Annotated in this window: 14 protein-coding genes; 7 read left to right on the top strand and 7 right to left on the bottom strand. The window is 65.6% G+C overall.

The window, feature by feature from the left end:
• Positions 1 to 8 precede the first annotated feature (8 nt).
• Positions 9 to 3,179: a glycosyl hydrolase 2 galactose-binding domain-containing protein gene (locus tag ABXH26_RS13155; protein ID WP_353567535.1), complete on the top strand. Its 3,171-nt coding sequence runs from the start codon at positions 9 to 11 to the stop codon at positions 3,177 to 3,179.
• Between the two features lie 8 nt (positions 3,180 to 3,187).
• Here the strand turns inward: ABXH26_RS13155 and ABXH26_RS13150 are convergent, their stop codons facing one another.
• Genes ABXH26_RS13150 through ABXH26_RS13120 form a run of 7 tightly spaced genes read right to left on the bottom strand, consistent with a single transcriptional unit; the run spans position 3,188 to position 11,799 of the window.
• On the bottom strand, positions 3,188 to 3,397 hold the full coding sequence (locus tag ABXH26_RS13150; RefSeq protein WP_353567534.1) for a hypothetical protein: 210 nt from the start codon (positions 3,395 to 3,397) through the stop codon (positions 3,188 to 3,190).
• A gap of 7 nt (positions 3,398 to 3,404) precedes the next feature.
• A complete protein-coding gene (locus tag ABXH26_RS13145) occupies positions 3,405 to 4,781 on the bottom strand; it encodes a hypothetical protein (RefSeq protein ID WP_353567533.1) in 1,377 nt (458 codons plus the stop codon).
• Positions 4,778 to 6,112: a hypothetical protein gene (locus tag ABXH26_RS13140; protein ID WP_353567532.1), complete on the bottom strand. Its 1,335-nt coding sequence runs from the start codon at positions 6,110 to 6,112 to the stop codon at positions 4,778 to 4,780. The genes ABXH26_RS13145 and ABXH26_RS13140 overlap by 4 nt, the downstream gene beginning before the upstream one ends.
• Positions 6,109 to 7,578 (bottom strand): hypothetical protein, encoded by a 1,470-nt coding sequence (locus tag ABXH26_RS13135; protein WP_353567531.1) that lies wholly within the window; start codon positions 7,576 to 7,578, stop codon positions 6,109 to 6,111. Before ABXH26_RS13135 ends, ABXH26_RS13140 begins: the two co-directional genes overlap by 4 nt.
• Positions 7,575 to 8,567 carry a prenyltransferase/squalene oxidase repeat-containing protein gene (locus ABXH26_RS13130; protein ID WP_353567530.1) on the bottom strand — a complete coding sequence of 331 codons (993 nt, stop codon included), beginning with the start codon at positions 8,565 to 8,567 and terminating at the stop codon, positions 7,575 to 7,577. The genes ABXH26_RS13135 and ABXH26_RS13130 overlap by 4 nt, the downstream gene beginning before the upstream one ends.
• On the bottom strand, positions 8,564 to 9,193 hold the full coding sequence (locus tag ABXH26_RS13125; protein WP_353567529.1) for a hypothetical protein: 630 nt from the start codon (positions 9,191 to 9,193) through the stop codon (positions 8,564 to 8,566). Before ABXH26_RS13125 ends, ABXH26_RS13130 begins: the two co-directional genes overlap by 4 nt.
• Complete coding sequence (locus tag ABXH26_RS13120) at positions 9,190 to 11,799, bottom strand: hypothetical protein (RefSeq protein WP_353567528.1); 2,610 nt, start codon at positions 11,797 to 11,799, stop codon at positions 9,190 to 9,192. Before ABXH26_RS13120 ends, ABXH26_RS13125 begins: the two co-directional genes overlap by 4 nt.
• Positions 11,800 to 12,076: 277 nt before the next feature.
• Between ABXH26_RS13120 and ABXH26_RS13115 the strand changes: the two genes are divergently transcribed.
• The 6 genes from ABXH26_RS13115 to ABXH26_RS13090 all read left to right on the top strand — a co-directional run bounded on the left by ABXH26_RS13115 (position 12,077) and on the right by ABXH26_RS13090 (position 18,625).
• On the top strand, positions 12,077 to 13,486 hold the full coding sequence (locus tag ABXH26_RS13115; protein ID WP_353567527.1) for an MBL fold metallo-hydrolase RNA specificity domain-containing protein: 1,410 nt from the start codon (positions 12,077 to 12,079) through the stop codon (positions 13,484 to 13,486).
• Between the two features lie 125 nt (positions 13,487 to 13,611).
• Entirely contained in the window at positions 13,612 to 14,652 is a 1,041-nt protein-coding gene (locus ABXH26_RS13110) for a GNAT family N-acetyltransferase (protein ID WP_353567526.1), read from the top strand.
• 7 nt (positions 14,653 to 14,659) lie between these two features.
• Positions 14,660 to 15,373, top strand: coding sequence for an aminotransferase class IV (locus ABXH26_RS13105; RefSeq protein WP_353567525.1), 714 nt, complete (start codon positions 14,660 to 14,662; stop codon positions 15,371 to 15,373).
• A gap of 71 nt (positions 15,374 to 15,444) precedes the next feature.
• A complete protein-coding gene (locus ABXH26_RS13100; protein WP_353567524.1) occupies positions 15,445 to 16,497 on the top strand; it encodes a sugar phosphate isomerase/epimerase family protein in 1,053 nt (350 codons plus the stop codon).
• Between the two features lie 75 nt (positions 16,498 to 16,572).
• Positions 16,573 to 17,739, top strand: a complete 1,167-nt coding sequence (locus ABXH26_RS13095; protein WP_353567523.1) for a Gfo/Idh/MocA family protein — start codon at positions 16,573 to 16,575, stop codon at positions 17,737 to 17,739.
• Positions 17,740 to 17,758: 19 nt separating this feature from the next.
• Entirely contained in the window at positions 17,759 to 18,625 is an 867-nt protein-coding gene (locus tag ABXH26_RS13090) for a ThuA domain-containing protein (protein ID WP_353567522.1), read from the top strand.
• Positions 18,626 to 19,397 lie beyond the last annotated feature (772 nt).

Below are 19,397 nucleotides of genomic sequence, written 5' to 3'. Positions count from 1 at the left end.
TCATTATCATGGCGGCCGGGCGCTTCCTGACCCATCATCATCTCCTCCCCATCGTCGCGGGTACTGCGTGGCTGTTGGGAATTGCAACCGCCATGGCCGGGGATGGGCGGGGGGAGATCACCCTGGAATCCACGGCCGGGCACGGCGGATCGTTCGATTGGAAAATGGAGCGCGCCGGCGACACGGAAGGCGGCCGGAAAGTCTCGATGCCCGGTTTTTCGCCGGCGGGCTGGCAGCCGGCGATCGTGCCCGGCACCGTGCTCCACAGCCTCGTTGCCAATGGCGTCTATCCCGACCCTTATTTCGGCCGCAACAATGATCGTGGTCGCAACCTGATTCCCGATATCTCCGACGTGGGAGCCGACCATTACACCTATTGGTTCCGCACCCCGTTCAGCGTTCCGCAATCATATGCCGGCCGGCGGGTCTGGCTGGAGCTGGAGGGCGTGAACTACCAGGCGGACGTCTGGGTGAACGGTCGGCAGGTGGGCCAGCTCGCCGGCATGTTCCAGCGCGGGGTTTATGATATCACCGAGTTGGTGACGCCGGGCAGCGACCAACATGCGCTGGCGGTGCTCGTGCACCCGATCGATCCGCCCAATGGCTTCTCCTCTCCCACCCATGCCGGTGGTAACGCCTCGAACGAGAACGCGAACGGTGCCGACGGCAAGATCGGCCGCTACACCACGATGCTGATGACCGCCGGGTGGGACTTCACCTTCGACGATGGCATCCGCGACCGCAACACGGGCATCTGGCGGGACGTGAAACTGTTCGCTACCGGCCCCGTGACCCTGAGGCATCCGTTCGTGAAAAGTTCGCTGCCCTTGCCTTCCACATCTTCGGCCTCGGAAACGATCTCGGTCGAGGTGACCAATGCCACGGCAGAAAGACAGGCCGGCACCTTGAGTGCGCACATCGCCGAGGGGGACATCCACCTGCGCCAGGCGGTAAGCCTGGATCCCCATGAAACCCGCACGCTCACCTTCCGGCCGGGCATTTTCCCTGACCTGGTGATCCGCAAGCCGAAGCTCTGGTGGCCCTTCAACAAGGGCGACCAACCGCTCTATCATCTGACCGTCCGCTTCACTCAGGATGGCTCGGTCTCCGACGAGGTCGCCACACGCTTCGGCATCCGCGACATCCGCACCGACCGCAACACGCCGGACAAGAGCCGGGTTTTCTATGTGAACGGAAAACGGTTGTTTCTTCACGGAGCGAACTGGATCCCCGAGGCGATGTGCCGCACCAGCGACGCGCGCACCGAGGCCGAGCTGCGCTACACGCGCCAGGCCGGGGTGAACTTCCTCCGCTTCTGGGGCGGCGGCGTCACCGAGTCCGATCGTTTTTTCGAACTCTGCGACGAAATGGGCATCCTCGTCTGGGCGGAGTTCTGGCTCACGGGAAACACCGAGCTGCCCGCGGATACCGAGCTTTACCGGGCCAACGTCGCCGACACCGTCAAGCGCATCCGCAATCATCCCAGCCTCGCCTACTACGTCTCCGCCAATGAGCGGACGGCCACCACCATCGTCCCGATCGAGGACCTGCTGGATGAACTGGACGGGACGCGCGATTACCAGGCGGCCTCGGAGATCGACGGCATCCACGACGGCAGCCCCTACGTTTCCGTGAATCCGATGTGGTATTACGAGGATACCGCCTCGCCGCGCGGCAGCCGCATCCACGGGCTGTGCCCGGAATACGGTGCCCCGATCCTGCCGACCATTGATGCCCTGCGGGAGATGATGCCCGAGTCCGAGCTGTGGCCGATCGATACCCGGACCTGGGACTACCTTGACGGCGGCGGTTTCCACGGCATGACGAAGGCCTACCGGAACTGCACGAACCAATACGGTCGCTCAGCGAGCATCGAAGAGTATGCCTACAAGGCGCAGATGTATGGGGGACTCGTCCACAAGGCCATCTGGGAATGCTGGAACGCCAACCGCTTCGAGGATGGCGACCGCTTCAGCACCGGACTGCTGTTCTGGTATCTGAACAGCCCGAACCCGCAGGTGTGCGGGCGGATGTGGGATTGGTCGCTGGAGCCCACCGCCGGCCTGTATTTCAGCCAGAATGCCCATGAGCCCGTTCATGCGCAGTATGATTTCATCAAGAATACGGTCTCGGTGAACAACGAACTGCCGCATGCATTCCGCGGCTTGTCGCTGGATGCCCGAATCCTCAACTTCGACATGTCGGAAGTGTATCACAAGACGACCCGCTTCGACCTGCCGCCGGACCGTTTTCTCGCCGGGGTTCAGCAGGTGGAACTGCCGGAAAACCTGTCGCCGGTCCACTTCATCAAGCTCGAGCTGCGCGACCGGACGGGAAAGATGGTCTCGGAGAACTTCTACTGGCGCTCGAACCAGAAGTACGAGCCCGGCCGTACTTGGACGGGGCCGCTTTTCGCCGGCTTCGGCGACTTGTCGGAGCTGCCGAAAGTCGAGCTGGAAACCCAGCTGACGCAGGGTGAGGAGAAGGGGCGCCCGTTCGCTCGGATCGACGTCGCGAATCCGTCGAAGGGTCTCGCCTTCATGGTCTGGGTCCGGCTCCAGGACTCGCGCGATGGGAAACCGGTCCGGCCTGCCTTTTACAGCGACAACTTCATCTCGCTGCTTCCGGGAGAAGCGCGATCGATCCGGATCGATTACCCGGACGGCGTCGATCCCCGCACCACCCAGGTCCTCGTGGATGGCTGGAACGTAGCGCGAAAACTCTACCGGCAGGGCCGGGTGACCGACCTGCCCGACATCCACGACTATACCCACGCCGCCTCCCGGAACCTTGCCCTGAACCGGCCGGCGAAGGCGTCGAGCGTCAAGGACCACGCGGCGGCCAATGCCGTCGATGGGGATCCGTCCACCCGGTGGTCCTCGGAATACGCGGACCAGCAATGGATCGCCGTGGATCTCGGTTCGCCGAAAAAGGTCGGCTCGGTCGAACTCTCGTGGGAGGCCGCCTATGCGCCGGAGTATCGCATCGAGACCTCGGTCAACGGCAAGAGCTGGAAGATCGCCGCCCACGTGACCGACGGCGACGGCGGTGAGGACCTCGTGCCGTTCGCTCCGGTCAGCTGCCGCTACCTGCGGGTGGTGGGGCTTCAAAGGGCGACCCGATACGGACTGTCCCTCTGGGACCTCGCCGTCTACGCGCCGGGGGAGAAAGCGGACTGACGCGCGTCTCAGTCATCATGCTGGAAAAAGAACAGCACCAGCAGGGCGACGCCGATGACCCATAGCCAGATGACGTTAGTGATCAGGTAAGGATAGCCCATCAGGGCCACGCCGATGACCTTCGGCTTCCAGCGGTCGAGCGACCGGCCGTAGCGCCAGATGCCCCAGCCGATGGTGCCGAAGACAAAACCCGCGAGCAGTTGGTAGGGATGGAACATGGGGGCGTCAGCGCGCGAACCAGGAGGGGGTGCGGTAGAGGTTGAACTCGATCCTGGAAAACACGGAGAAGTCGAACGTGGCCGTCCCGAAGGTCTGCGAGGTTCCCGTCAGCTCTCCGTTTTCAAAGGAGTCCAGCCGGAAGGTCACCGCGCCCCCATCCGCGAACCAGGCGCGGATGTCGCCGTTCCGCCGGATCGGCTTCCAGAATTTCTCCGGATCCTTTGCGTCGTCCTCGGATCTCAGCGCGAAGGTCCGCAGCCGGGAGACCGGGAGCGAGAAGTCCTTCAGCTCGGAGTGAACGGTCACCATGCCGTCCTCGATTTCGCGGATGCCGCCTTCCACCGCGTCGCCGTTGCGGAGGAGGATCTTGCTCCCGAAATCCTCGGGCTCCGGTTCCTCGGGTTCCGCATCGCCCATGAAGTTCCGCCGGGTCTGGAACCCGCCTTCAAGGATGCCGTCCCAGCTTTCCACCTGGATGCGGCTGACCCGCGTGCCGGCGGATTGCTGGCTCCGCAGCTCGAGGAAAGGCCCGAAGTCGCCGGCATCCGGATCATTGTCGCGCCAGTCGGAGACCACCCGATCGCCGATAATCAGGCGGAAGACGCCCTTTTCGATATCCTGCTGCATCTCCAGGCGAACGACACCCTCGCGATTCAGATCATCCACCGCGCCGACGGAGCCGATCGGCTGGATCTGGGTCCGGCGACCGCCGGGAAGATGAATGCGTTTGCGGAACGAGATATACTGGTTCTGGCAGGCGAGTTCGTAGAAGGTCTCCAACTCGCCGTCCTTGTCCTTGCCCGGCTTGCCGTGGGTCCGCAGGCTCAGGTCGGTGCGCTCGTTCCAGGTGATGTCCAGGGAAACGCTGATCTTCTGGTGCCGTCCCACATCTCGCCGGATCCCGCCGGAGCCGCGGCACACCAGCGCGCCATCGGCATAGTCCCAGGATTTTTCGTCGGTCAAGGTCCAGCCCTCCATGCTGGACGGGCCACGGAAAAGGGTCACGGCGCGGTCGCGGATGTCGAGGCTGGCCACCATGTCCCGCCGCAGCGTGAGGTCGCCCGCGTACTGCGTCCGCAGGATCACCTTTTCATCGTCGAGCGCGCGCAGCACTCCGCGCAGCTGGTCGCCATTGCTTAGAATCACCCGCGCGGTGTGCTCTCCCTCCGGAAGGGCGGCCTCGCGGGCGGTGGGAATGCGGATCTCGTTCAGGTCGTCGAGCACGAACTCGGCGGCCTTGCCCAGCCAGTCCGCCTGCCAGCCGAAGCGGCTGTCGGAAATCGAGCGCAGCTCCCCGTGGACCTGGTCTCCATTGGCGAACTGGGCGGTCATCGGATTGGCGGATCCCGCTGCCGCCACGAGGGCAAGAAGGGCGGCGATCATGGCTCTTCGGACGCCTCCTCATCGTCGGGGTCCGCCTTTTTCGCCGACTGCCGGCGGGCCAGGGCGCGAAGGGCATCGCGACGGGCGGTGAAACGCCCCAGCAGCGGGTGGTCGATGCGCGCGCGGTCGCCCTCGAACACGCAGCCGGTGGCGCTCAGCAGTCCGGCATCCGGCAGCCCCACCAGCAGCGCCGAGCGCGGCGGGCTTTCCTCCGGGGAGCGGAAAAACACCGTCGTCACCCGGTCGAGCGGGATCTCGAGCGGCTCCGGAAAATGAGGGCTCTTGAAGAGGATGACCGAACCCTCACCGCCCTCCTGCGTGCCGATCAGCTGACCGCTGAAACGCTGGCCGTCGATGTCGATCAGCGCGTCCTCCTCGCCGTCGCCGCGCTCTTCGCGGGAATCGCGCTCCCGGGCGGGATTCCATGCGCGGATCATGACCGGCCCGACCTCCAGGGTACCCGGATCGTTGTTGAGGGACTGGAAGATCACGATCGAGTCCTCCGGGGCATCGACCGGGTCGGTCATTTCGCGGAGCGCGGGTTCGCCATTCACCAGCAGCTGCAGCTTGCGGTTCGCCCGATCCACCCGGACCTCGAAGGTGGCGCGGTGATTGGGATCATCGGAAAGCCGAATCGGCGCGTGGCCGAGCGGCTGGAAGGTGTTCACGCCAGTGCTCTGGCGGTCCAGCTCCACCCGTGTGTTGCGGACCCGCAGGCGGTAGCGGTTGTCCTTGCTCCGGCCCGGGGTTTCCGTGCCGGAACAGAGGTAAACTTCCAGGTTCGGCAGGCCGTCCCACGCCAGCTCGAACTCCAGCGAGAACGAAGCGGGCAACTTGCCGGGCTTGAGCACGGCGGCACCGGGTTTCTGCGACACCAGCGCACCGTCCTCGAGTTTCCAAGCACTGCTGAGGTTCCAGTCGTCCTCGCTCGGTCCCTGATAGATCATCCGGCGCGGCCGGATGCCGAGCTGCATGACCTGGATGGAGCTGCGCCGGACCTGGAGCGGATCGGAATAGCCGGTGGTGATGGCCACGGTTTCCGGCCCGATCGATCGCACGTCACAGGGCATGCGGTCGCCGTTCACCAGCTCGAGCCGCGCCTCGTGGGAGCTGATCCGGGCGGTGGTGGACTGGGGGAAAAGTACCTCCCGGACACGGTCGAGGCGGATCTCCAGCGGCTCCACGGCCAGCGGCGAGCGAAGCGTCAGCGACGCGGCATCCAAGGCCGCCACCTCGCCGGTAAGGCCGCCACCGTCCGCCAGCGAAACCTGGTCCGCCGGCAGCGGGCCGCTGGCCAGCAGCGTGGTAAGCAGAAGCGCGCGTGCGGTCATAGATCGTCGTCCCAATTGCTGAGGAATTGTCCCTCCTGTTTGAATTCGAGCAAGGACGCACCGGCCAGCCCGACCTGCAATTCGCCGAGCAGCGGCGAGCGCACCACGGCGCGGGTGGCATCCGCTTCGGTGATCTCACCGCTGATCCGGCCCACCGGTTGAAACAGGATCTTCACCGGATCGTCCGCCCCGCTTGCCGGCTCGGCCTGCTCATGGGGGGCGAAGTGGACTTCCGCGACCTGGTCCAGCGGCACCGTCAGGTCGGCATAGGAGCCGGCGAGCGAGAGCTGCCCGCCGGCGATGCCGGTGATTTTCCCGGAAAACCGGTCGGTCCCGTTGGTCAGCAGCACGAGGTCGCGCTCCGGGTGCCGCAGGCTGCGGGCGGCATCCGGCATGCCGTTCCACTCGGCGATCAGGATGTCCGAGAGGCGCATCGCATCGGGGTTGCCCGGCACCAGGAAACCGATCCCGCTGCCGAGATCCGCGCCGTCGAGGTCATCCGCCACGTTCCACTGGAGCGCGTAGGAACCATCGACGAACAAGGTGACCGTGCCCTCATCGAGATCGGAGCGAAGCTCGAAGTCCGCGGACTGGTGATTCTCAAAGCGCACCGTGGTCGCCGTGGTCTGGACCATCCGGGAAAACGCGCCGGACTCCGCGTCGTAGCCGCAGCGTTGGAGCGTCACGTAGCTGCTGCGCAGCGTCAGCACCAGCGAGTTGCCAAAGGCGGCGGTGGAAAGGTCGGGGCGCCGCGGGGGCGGCTGGTCGGCCTCTGCCGGCACGTCCTCCGCCGCGGGGGGGACGGCGAAGTCGGCGAAAAACCCGATCGAGAGCGGGGCCCGCGATTTCCAGTCGAGGTGGAAACGGAACACCGACTTGCGCGGCAGGCCGACCTGACGCCGGAGGGCCTCCGCGCCGCCGGTGTAATACCAATAGCCGCCGGAGCGGCGCCAGGTGGGCCCCTTCGCGGCGCGCTCGCCATCCTCGTCGTCGTCGTAGCGTTCAGGATCGTCGGATTGGGGATCGATCGTTTCCCAGCCATCGCCATCGAACGGGCCGGCATAGATCAGGCGCCCGCCGAAGGGATTGGGTTTGAGCGATTCGATGCTGGATCGCGGAATCTCGAGCGTGCCGGCGAAGTCCGTCGCAAGTTCGAGCCGCCGGTCGTCCAGCGACGCGATCCTGCCCGGCAGCCGGTCGCCATTGACGAGGCTCACGTGGGAAAGATCGGCCGTGATCTCCGAGGGCTGCGCCCCGCGCAGCGCGATGTGGCGCACCTTGTCCAGCCGGAACTCCAGCTCGCGCCCGGCGTCGTCGCGGCTCCAGTGCAGCATGCCTCCGCGGTCGATGCCGGCAAAGTGCCCCTCCAGACTGCCGTCGGACAGGCGCAGCAGGTCCGTCGGCTCCGCGGCGGCGATGCCGGCCAGCCACGGAAGCAGGCGGATGAACGTCGGGAAGTACGTCATTTCTCGTAGATCGGGAGGTAGCGGTAGTTGAGCGCCAGGGACAGCAGGGCGCCGGCAGTGCTGAAGGCCTCGCCCTTGTCGCCGGGCCAGGAGCCATCGGTGCGCTGCAGCACGGCGAGGTAGCGGAGGTTTTTGTCATTCCATTGGTTCCACAGGTCGTCGCTGGATTGGAATAGGGCCTGGGACATGTAGTATTCGAAATAATATGGGTAGTGCTGGTCGCGGTAATCGAGGTTCTCACCCAGGTAATCGACGCTTTTGTCGAACGCCTTTCCTCCTTCCTCCTTGGCCAGCGAGAGGCACAGCACGCCGATGGCGGTGAGCGTCGGCTTGCCTCCGCCAGCCGAGGTGTAGCCATAGGACCCGTCCTCGCCGCGGCAGCGGGAAAGGAAGGCCAGTCCCTTGCGGATCGACTCCTCCGGCACTCCGAGGCCGGCGTTTCGCGCCCCGAACAGGGCGACCAACTGGCAGCCGGAGACGGTGGTGTCGGCATCGCGGCTTTCCGGCGAGTAGCGCCAGGCCCCGGCCGGGTTGCGTTCCTGCGCGGAGAGAATCAGGTCCACCGCCTGCTGGAGGGCCGGCGCGATCTTGGGATTGTCCACCATCCCGTAGGCCTCCGCCAGCGCCAGGGTGGCGAAGCCGTGGTTGTACATCGAGTTGCCGATGTAGCCATTGCGGTCCTTCTGGTTGGACAGGATGTAGTCGATGCACCGGCCGATCGTCTCCGCGTAGGGCCCGTGGTTCGGGTCGTCGCCATGGGCGAGAAAGGCCTTCAGGCAGAGCCCCACCACGGCCGGCTCGCCCCCCATCGAGTCGTTCCACGAGCCTTCGGCATTCTGGCTGCGGACGAGGTAGGTCAGCCCCCGCTCGTACATCGACTCGAGCTGGGCGGGGATCGGATCATTCGGCCGGCGGGGGATCACCTGGGCGTCGAGGGTCGCCAGTCCGCCCACCCAGGCGAGCAGTAGGGAAATCCGGAGCCCGCTCATGGTTCCAGGCGCAGCAGGGCGCGGTTGTAGGCCTTGAGGGCATCATTGAATTCGGCGGGCAGGCTTTTTCCCGCCACCCCGGCCCCCTTCGGCACGCGGCGCCGGGCGGAAGCTCCGCTCATCGGCCCGCCGGTTTCGCCGTTGGCCAGGTCGGTGTCGCCGGTCATGCCCTCGCCATCACCCTGCTGCGAGGCCTCGCCGTTCTGCTGCGGCTGGCCCCCCGGCTTCAAGCCGAGCTGCCGCTCCAGCATGTCCATCATCGCGCTGCCCTGACCGGAGCCGTCGCCGGATTGCTTCTGCTGCTGCCGCTTCTTGGCGGCTTGGTAGATTTTTTCGATGACCTCGGTCTGGGCGGCGATCGTCTCGCCTCCGGTCTCGTGCTCCCACAGGCGCTCGGAGGCTTCGTCCATGGCCTCTTCGACCTCGTTGAAGAGCTTGATCACCTCGCCGTCGGTCTGCTCGATCGTGAGCTGCTGCACGTCCGCGGCCAGCTCGTCCTGGGAGTCCGACAAGCGGCGCGAACTTTCCTGATGCCGCTGCTTCGCCTCCGCGTAGGCGTCCGGCGAGGCCTCCTCGGCGCGGGCGAGCAGGGGGCACAGGGAAACAAGGATCCACAGGGATTTCATGGCGTTTCGTGGGGTTGGACGGACCGGCGGAGCGTCTCGAGCGCGCGGGTGCGGGCCCGCAGGTCCTGCTCCTCCTGCACCATGCGCATCACCCGCAGCATGAACTCGAAGTCTTCGTCTTCGGATGAACCTCCACCGCCGCCTCCACCGCCGCCGTTGGCCTTGTCGGCGGCGTCACCGAGCAGCTTCGCCCACTCGCGCAGCTTGTTGGCCCATTGGTCCGAGTTCGACGCGGCCAGGTAGCCCTGGTTGCGCTCGAGCTGCTGGCGGATGGTTTCCAGCGCGATCTGGATGCCGGAGCCCTGCATGGCCTCGAACACCTTGCCGTAGTCCGGGTTCTGGGTGCGGGTGAAAAAGTGGCCCAGGTCCTCCTCGATCCAGCGGATGTCCGAGGTGGTCGAGGACTGGAGGCGCAGCAGGTCCTGCAGGTCGCCGAGATCAGCGGGATCCAGCTCCTCGGGCCGCAGGCCGAACTGCTCGGAGCCCGAGAGCGTGGACTTCGTCACGCCATCCTGGTCGCCCGCGGCCTTTTTCAGCCGGCTCACGAAGGTGCTCGCCTCGAAGCGCTGGTTGGCTTCGTTGGCGTTCTCGATCGTCTCGCGCATCTTCTCCAGCGCGTCCTTCTGCTGCTCCACCGCCTCCTGCATGTCGCGTTCGCTCTTCTCGTCGGTGTTCTTCGCATCGCCAGCCTCGCCGAGCTTGCCACCCACCTTCGGCAGGTCCTGCTGGCCGAGTTCGCGCAGGGATTTCATCATCTCGCTCATCCGTCGCAGGGTCTCGGGATCGATGGTTTCATTGCGCGCGCTGTCCTTGAACAGCTGCTCGATCTGGTCGGCGAGTTCCTTCGTCGCCTGGGCCTGCTGGTTTTCCTGCGCCTCCTGCTGGCTGAGGCGCTCCAGCGACTCCGGACTGCGGAGCTGCGCGGCATCCATGCGCTCGAGCCGCTGGTTTTCCTCGTAGAGATTGCGCTCGCGGCGCGCCAGGTCCTCCAGCTCGCCGATTGCCCGGTCGAAGCGGTTCTTCAGCATCTGGGCATGCTCCTCGAGGGTCAGGATGTAAATCGTGAGCGGCTGCGAGTAGACCCGGCCCCGATCGGGAAGGTAGTCGGTGGCATAGACGCGGATCGTCAGCTTCTGCGGGCGGATCCCATAGGCCTCCGGTGAAAAGGCGACCGGGACGCCGGCCCGGCCGAGGTCCGGGGCGCCTTGCTGAAGGGTCAGCGATCCCTCCGCGCGGTCGTCGGCGCCGGGGTGGGAGGGTTCTCCCTGCCACTCGATGCCGATCTCCCGCAGTCCGAAGTCATCCGCGGCGGTGGCGGTGAAATCCAGCGTCTCGGTGGCCAGCATCGCCCGCGTGCCGGACAGGCCCTCGGTGTAGACCGTCGGCGATTCGTCGGGCACCGCCTCGATCCTCAGCTCGAAGCCCGAAGCACCTGAAAGCCCCAGCGAATCGGTCCATTGCAGGGGCACCCGCAGCGAGGTGTCACGGACGTCGATCGGCAAGGTGGTCGCCTCGGCACCATGGATTTCCATTTCGGCCACCGACAGCGAATCGAGTGGGTCGGATGAAGCCTCAAGCGGCACCACCGGCCCGGCGACGGCGGCGGTCAGGGCACGGTCGGACTCGACCGAGAAACTCACTTTTGAGCCCTTCACCGCGCGCAGCGTGCCGGTGGCGAGGGCGATCTTTTCCTGCGGCCGCTGGAGATAGTCCGGGTAATCGAGCGTGGCCGCGCTGCGGGTGATGGTGGGACGCAGCGAAGGCGTGACGAGGATCTTGTGGATGGCATCGCCGATCTCGACGCGCACGAAATCCCGCTGCAACTGCCCGGGGAACTCGAAGCGATACCCACCGTCGGCCAGCCGGCTGTGGATGGGATCCTGCGAGCCGTATCGGGCCGTGCCGTCGCCGGGCTGCCAGCGGGATTTTTCCGTCAGGTGGAAGTCGAGGGAAAACGCCTCACCCATCGGCACCGCGACCTCGTTGGCGAAGGGCTCGAGCTGGGTGAAGGTGTAGCGCGGCGTTTCCGCCAGCGGAAGCAGCCAGCGGCGGAGTGAGTTCAGGCCCGCTTCCGGGACCAGCGTCAGGGCCGCGCCGGCGATCAGGAACAGCAGGATCACCGCCACCGACCAGCGGCGGTGACGGGAGAGCGGCAGCAGGTCGTCGAGCTTGCGGGTGGACGTTTCGCTGGCCACCGATTCCATCGCCGCAGCCCGCAGGCGCGGCGAGAGCGTGTCCTCGTTCTCGGTCTGGTTGGCCAGGTCGATCACGCCCAGCAGCCGGTCGCCGAGGCCCGGATGTTTGCGCGAAATCAACTTGGCCAGCTGGTCGTGATCGCGATGCCGCCACACCCAGCGGTGCAGCCACAGCGGCGCGAACACGGCGGCAAGCGAGGTGCCGGCGAGCAGGATGACCAGCCGCACCCCAGGCGGCGTGGCGGAGAAGCGATCGATCGCGAAAACCAGCAGGAACGACAGCAGCAGTCCGAAAATGCCCGCGAACACGGCCTCCGAAACCTTGGTCCGCCACAGTTGCCGACGATAGTCCACCAACTGCTGGCGGAGGGACTCCGGCAGGGGCGTGCGGGTCGGTTTCGGATCGAGCATCGGCAGGGTGAAAAATCTAGGAATCTAGGATCGTCCGGGTTTGCCGGAAAATTCCAAAGCATCGGCCGGTTAGCCAGCGGAAATGAAGGTCGGCAAGATTAGGCGCAGTCGTACGGGACGGACTTCGGATCCGCCCCGGGGATGAGCGGCGCCCGCGACGTTCTTCGTCCGGCGGTCCCAGCATGGCGCGTGCCCGGCCGGCGTTGCCGAGGGCGGGTGGCCGGACCATGACACCTTCTTTCTTTGCACCGACCCCGCGTCTCGCGAGGCTGGTAGCGTGAAACTCAAGTTCTGCGGTGCGGCCGGCACCACCACGGGCTCCCAGCACCTGCTGGAGATCAACGGCAAGAAGATCCTCCTCGATTGCGGCCTGTACCAGGGCCGGCGTCACGACGCCTACGAGGTGAACTGCTGCTTCCCGTACTTCGACCCCGCCGAGATCGACATGGTCGTGCTGTCCCACGCCCACATCGACCACTCGGGGAACCTGCCCAACCTCAGTCGCAAGGGTTTCACCGGCAACATCTACGCCACCTTCGCCACCCGCGACCTGTGCACGATCATGCTGGCGGACAGCGCCCACATCCAGGAGCAGGACGTGGAATGGCTCAACAAGCATCGCAAGCGGGAGCACCTGCCCCCGGTCGAGCCACTCTACCACAAGGAGGATGCCGAACGCTGCCTGCGGCAGTTCGTCACGGTGGGCTACGAGCGGCCGATGCCGATCGCCGATGGCGTGACGCTGACCTTTTTCGATGCCGGCCACATCCTCGGCGCCGCGCAGGTGCTGCTGGAAGTGACCGATCACGACGATGGCGGGAAACGGAAGCGCTTTCTTTTCTCCGGCGATATCGGCCGCGGCCAAAACGAGATCCTCAACAACCCGGTGGCGGTGAAGGACGTCGATTTCCTGCTCATGGAGAGCACCTACGGCGGACGCGAGCACGAGTTGCCGCCAACCGGGGCCGACGAAGCCGTGGCGGAGGTTCTGGAGCGATCGCTGAACCGCGGCGGCAAGGTGATGATCCCGGCCTTCGCGGTCGAGCGCACCCAGCAGGTGCTCTACGTGCTGAACCGGCTTTTCCACAACGGGCGGCTACCCCGCGTGCCGGTCTACGTCGATAGCCCGCTGGCGGTCGGGGCGACCGAGATTTTCCGGCTGCATCCGGAGTGCTTCAACGAGGAGGTCTACGAGTTCCTGTTCGATGACGGCATCGATCCCTTTATTTTCGAGGGCCTGCGGCTGGTCCGGGCGGTCAATGAATCGAAAAAACTCAACCAGGTCCAAGGTGCCTGCATCATCATCGCCGCCTCCGGCATGTGCGAAGCCGGGCGGATCCGGCACCACCTCAAAAACGGCATCGGCGATCCGGAAAACACCGTGTTTTTCGTCGGCTACTGCGCCGAAAACACGCTCGGCCGCTTCATCCGCGATGGTCGTGAGGAGGTGAACATCTTCGGGAAAAAGCACCAGGTCCGCGCCGCGGTCGAGGCGATCGACTCGTTTTCCGGACACGCGGATCACTCGGAGCTCATGGACTATTTTCACGCCACCACCGGAAGCAAGTCCAAGGTCTGGCTGGTGCACGGAGAGCCCGAGAAATCGAGGGCCCTCTGCGACGCCCTGCGGAGCGAGCACGGCGGCGAGATCGGCGTCGGACTGCTTGGCGAAACGGTGGTGTTCTAACAGAGCGGGGCTTCAGCGGGCGGGTGCGCCGCAATCCATCGTCACACCGCTTGCCGCCACCGCCTGCGACTGCTACCACCCGGCCCGTGGCGGTGCAAAGTGACGTCAGGGCAGTCCTTCAATACGTGCCGCAGTTCCGCGGCCGGATCTTCGTCGTGCTGATCGAGGCCGGGCTTTTGCCCGAGCCCGCGGTCGCGGAAACCCTGCTCGACCTCGCGGCGCTGGAGGACGTCGGCGTGAAGCTCGTCCTCGGCGTGCTCGGGGGCGACGTGGCGGATCTCTACGACTGGACGCTGGAGTGCGAGATCATGGCCGCCCGCTGCCCGAAGAAGATCGGCGAGCCCGGCGCGGTGGAGGAGGCCAAGGCGATTCTCGACCGCGGCCAGACGGTGATCGTCGATGCCTCCTCGCAGGATCCGCTCGACGAAAAGGTCGTCGATTTCACCCTCGGCATCGGCGCGCTGAAGCTGATCGCGCTGCTGGAGGAGGCCATCCTGATCGATGGCGAACCCGTCCCCGCGGTCCGTGCCGCGGATGCGGTGGAGCTTTCGGGAAAACCCAACGTCACCGGCGGCGCGCTGCTCAAGGCCGCGGCCGAAGCCTGTCGCCGTGGCGTGCCGCGGGTCCACGTCCTCAATGGCCGCCGGCAGGGCGTGCTGGTCGACGAACTGTTCTCGAACGAAGGCGTCGGCACAATGATCCACGCCGATGCCTACCGCGAGATCCGGCCCCTGCGGGAGGAGGACATTCCCGAGCTGCTGGGCATGATCGGGCGCTCGGTCCGCCGCACGAAACTGGTGCCGCGGAACTACGAGGACATCGCCGCGAAGCTCGATGACTACCGCGTGCTGACGGTCGACGACAACGTCGTGGGCTGCGTGGCGCTGCATGAATACCCGGCCGAAGGCCTGGCCGAGGTGGCCTGTCTCTACGTCAAGATGTCACACGAGAGCCGCGGCTACGGCTACGACCTCGTTTACCACGCCGAGGACCTGGCTAGGGAAAAAGGCGTGCCGCGCGTCTATGCCCTCACCAACCGGGCCGCCGACTTCTTTGAGAACCGCGTCGGCTACTCGCCGGCGGAAAAGGACGTGCTGCCCGCCACGCGCCGGGCCCAGCTGGAAGCCAGCGGCCGCGATTCGCGGGTATTCGTGAAGGCCCTGTAGGCGTGCCATGAAAACCTGGATTCTCGAAGGCGACCCGACCCCTCTCGACCGCGGTCACAGCCACGGCCTCGGGGTTTTCGAAACGCTGCTTGCCCTTGATGGCCGGCTCGTTCGGCCGGACTGGCATTTCGAGCGCATGGAGCATGGCTGCCGGGTGCTGGAGATCGATCCGCCCGACCGCGAGGCCATCCTCGCCGCGCTCGCGCCCGAGTTGGGGCGGGGGAGGCAGCGCGTCCGCATCGTCCGCACTGCGGGCGCAGGCTCATTGAATCAACTTCACGGTGAGGGGGCGCGCACCCTTCTCAGCCTCGCGCCCTGTCCGGAACCGCCGGACCGGCTCAGCTTCATCCTCGCGCCGTGGCCGAAGAACGAAGCGTCGCCGCTGGCCGCGGTGAAATGCCTCAGCTACGCCGAAAACCTCCTCGCCCTTGATGCCGCCCGCCAGGCCGGTGCCGACGAGGCGGTCTTTCTCAACACCCGCGGCGAACTCTGCGAGGGCGCGACCTCGAACCTCTTCCTTCAGGTGAAAGGCCGCCTGCTCACACCGCCGCTCTCATCCGGCTGCCTTCCCGGCACCTTCCGCCGCGGCCTGCTGGAGTCCGGCCAGGCGGATGAGGCCGTGCTTGTCCCGGCCGACCTCGCTTCGGCGGAGGCGGTGTATCTGACCTCCGCGACCCGCGGAAAAGTCAGCGCCGAGTGGCGGTCTCAGTCGACCGGCTGAACGGCCATTCGTCTTTTCCCTGTCAGAGGTGAAAGGTTGGAGCGTAGCCTCACGCACCTACTCGCATCACCATGCCCAGACCCGTCACGCTCTTCACCGGCCAGTGGGCCGACCTCCCCGCCGCCGAACTTTTCCCCAAAGTCAAAGCCATGGGCTTCGATGGCGTCGAACTCGCCTGTTGGGGCGACCATTTCGACGTCCAGGCGGCCCTTAGCGACTCCGATTACATTCCGCGGCTCTGGGAGCTGTTGGAAAAGAACGACCTCGGCTGCTACGCAATCTCCGCCCACCTCGTCGGGCAGGCGATCTGCGATCCCATCGACGTCCGACATGAATCGATCCTGCCCGGCCACGTCTGGGGCGATGGCGACCCCGAAAGCGTCCGCCAGCGCGCCGCCCGGGAAATGATTGATGCCGGCAAGGCCTGCCGCAAATTCGTCGATGCCGGCAAGGACTACATGGCCGGCCGCACGCCCGGCTCCGGCAAGGCCGTCGTCAACGGCTTCACCGGCTCGTCCATCTGGCACGCGCTCTACGCCTTCCCGCCGACCAGCCAGGCCTACGTGCAGGCCGGCTTCGACGACTTCGCGGAGCGCTTCGGTCCGATCATGGACGCCTTCGAAAAGGAGGACGTCCATTTCGCGCTCGAAGTCCACCCGACCGAGATCGCCTTCGACATCGCCAGCGCCCAGCGCGCCATCGACGCGCTCGGCGGCCATCCGCGCTTTGGTTTCAACTACGATCCCAGCCACCTGGGCTACCAGGGGGTCGACTACGTGCAATTCATCCGCCGCTTCGCCGAGCGCATCCACCACGCCCACATGAAGGACGTCTGGTGGGGCCATGGCAGCGGCGAGGTCGGCGTGTTCGGGGGCCATACCGACTTCGGGGATCCCCGGCGCTATTGGGATTTCCGCAGCGTCGGCCGGGGCGATATCCACTTCGAGGAGGTCATCGTGGCACTCAACGACGCTGGCTACGCCGGTCCGCTCTCCATCGAGTGGGAGGACGGCCGCATGGACCGCTTCCACGGTGCCACCGAAAGCTGTGCCTACGTCAAGGACCTCGATTTCCCGGTCAACCAAGCCGCCTTCGACGCCGCCTTCGACCGCAAGAACCAGTGAGCTTTTTCCGGCGGTGACTCAAGTAGTTGCGCGCGCAACTTCTTGGGCTTCCCGCAAGGCTGGACTCAGGAAAGCATGAGCGCATTCAAAAGAAAAATCCGCTACGGCATGGTCGGCGGGGGCCGGGGGGCCTTCATTGGGGCCGTTCACCGCATCGCCGCCGCCATGGACGGCCAGATCGAACTCGTCTGCGGCGCGTTTTCCTCCGATCCCCAGCGGTCGAAGGACTCCGGCGCCGATCTTTTCCTGCCGCCTCAGCGCTGCTACGCGACCTACCAGGAAATGATGGAGAAGGAGGCCGCGCTGCCGGCGGACGAGCGCATGGAATTCGTGTCGATCGTCACCCCGAACCACGTCCATTTCCCGGCTGCCAAGGCGGCGCTGGAGGGCGGCTTCCACGTGATGTGCGACAAGCCGGCCACGCTCGATCTCGCCGAGGCGAAGGAACTGGCGAAGATCGTCGCGGAAACCGGCCTGCTTTACGGGCTGACCCACAACTACACCGGCTACCCGATGGTGAAGCAGGCCCGCGACATGATCGCCGGGGGCGAGCTGGGAAAAATCCGCAAGGTGGTGGTGGAGTACCCGCAAGGCTGGCTCGCGACCAAGCTCGAGGACACCGGCAAGAAGCAGGCCGCCTGGCGCTCCGATCCGAAGAAATCCGGAGCTGCCGGCGCATTCGGAGACATCGGCAGCCACGCCGAGAATCTGGCTGAATTCATCACCGGGCTGGCGATTTCCGAACTGGCGGCCGATATCACAACCTTCGTCGAAGGGCGCCTGCTCGACGACGACGGCAACGTTCTGCTGCGCTTTGAAGGCGGGGCGAAGGGCGTCCTCCACTGCTCCCAGATCAGCGTGGGTGAGGAAAACAATCTCAACATCCGGGTGTGGGGCGAGAAAGGTGGGCTCGAATGGCACCAGACGCGTCCCAATACGCTGCGGGTGAAATGGAGTGACAAGCCGGCCGAGGTCTATCGCACCTCCAGCGGCTATCTCTCTCCGGCCGCCGCGGCGGCAAGCCGCACGCCACCGGGGCACCCGGAGGGATACCTTGAGGCCTTCGCCAATCTCTATCGGAACTTCGCCCACCACGTCCGGGCGGTCGCCGATGGCGTGGAGCCGGATCCGCTGACCACCGATTATCCGAAAATCCGTGACGGCGTCCGCGGGATGGCTTTCATCGAGGCGGTCGTGGCTTCTTCGAAGGCCAACGCCTCTTGGACCAAGCTCGACGTCTGAACCTCATCGCTGGAACCTCATGAAACCCGCCCTTTTTCTGTCGCTCGGTGCCTTGGGTGCCGCCCTCTTGATCGCCGCCTCTCCGGAAAACGAACAAGCTCCGGCAGGAGCCGCGGAAAAGATCGCGGAGGCCCTGCCGGCCGACGCTTTCGCCAAGCCGGAAAAACCGCGCAAAGTGCTGGTTTTCTCAAGGACTGCCGGATTCCGGCACGACTCGATCGCCACCGGCAAGGTCGCGCTGGCGGAAATGGGAAAGAAAACCGGAGCCTTCGAGGCGGTGATCAGCGATGATCTCGCGAACTTCGAGCCGGGCAGGATCGACCAGTTCGACGCCATTGTTTTCCTCAGCACGACCCAGAACGCCTTCGACGGAGCGGCCGATGAAAAGGAGCTGCAGGACAGTCTGATGGCCTTCGTGAAGGGCGGGAAAGGCTTCGTGGGAATCCACGCGGCCACCGATACCTTCTACAACTGGCCGGAATACGGCGAGATGATGAATGGCTACTTCGACGGCCATCCCTGGACCTCGGACAAGCAGGTGCACATTGATGTGGAACCCGCTGCCAAGGACCACCCGCTGGCGAAGATGTTCGGCGGTGAATCGATGGAGTTTCCGGAAGAAATCTATCAATTCAAGGAGCCCTACGACTCATCGAAGGTGACCATGCTGCTGCGGCTCGATCCCACGAAAAGCGCCAAGGTCGATGGGATGAAGCGAAAGGACAACGACTATGGCGTGGCCTGGGCGAGGAACTGGGGCAAGGGCCGCGTGTTCTACTGCTCGCTGGGGCACAACCACGACATGTATTGGAACCCCAAGGTGCTGAGGCATTACCTTGCCGGCATCCAGTGGGCGATCGGCGATCTGAAAGCCGAAGTGAAATAAACAACGGGGCGGCGGGCATCGACCGCCGGGCAGGTGGGTGGAGCGGGCAGTTCGGGGTGCTGCTTCGAGGCGGCTACAAGCTGAACAGCCGCGGATGGGCGAAGGTGTCTGCGATGGGGGCGGCGGGCATCGACCGCCGGGCAGGTGGGTGGAGCGGGCAGTTCGGGAGTCGCTTCGAGGCGGCTGCAAGCTGGACAGCCGCGGATGGGCGAAGGTGTCAGCGATGGGGGCGGCGGGCATCGACCGCCGGGCAGGGCGGGTGGCGTTATGGATGGGTGACGGGCCGCTCCGAGGTCCATGATGCGCGGCTTCAAACCCGGTGTGGGAGAAGAACCGACTTCCTTCCCCGCCTTCAACGGCAGGGGTGTGGAAGCGTAAGTAAAACGCGTGATTCCTTGAGGAGTCGGCCGAGTGGGAACTCGACGTGACCGGATGAACCAGTCCGCCCGTCAAGGAGGCGGACTCGGAGAAACTCGAAGCAACATCGAGAGCGCTCGCACTACGGCCTTCCTGCCCGGCAGCCGCAGGCAGCCGCCCCTTTTGCAAGCCGGAGGCTTGCGTCATGGAGCGCCGATGATGAAATCGGCTCGAGTGGTCCCTTGAGGTGGCGGGCTCGGGGGAACTCGGAGCAACATCGAGAGCGGCCGCACTACGGCCTCCCTGCCCGGCAGCCGAAGGCAGCCGCCCCTTTTGCAAGCCGGAGGCTCGCGCCATGGAGCGCCGATGATGAAATCGGCTCGAGTGGTCCCTTGAGGAGGCGGGCTCGGAGAAA

Origin of the sequence: Haloferula sargassicola, from assembly GCF_040362925.1 — a bacterium.
GTDB classification, from domain to species: Bacteria; Verrucomicrobiota; Verrucomicrobiia; order Verrucomicrobiales; family Akkermansiaceae; genus Haloferula; species Haloferula sargassicola.
The sequence above is the reverse complement of the archived record's forward strand: the minus strand, read 5'-3'. Positions and strand labels throughout refer to the sequence as shown.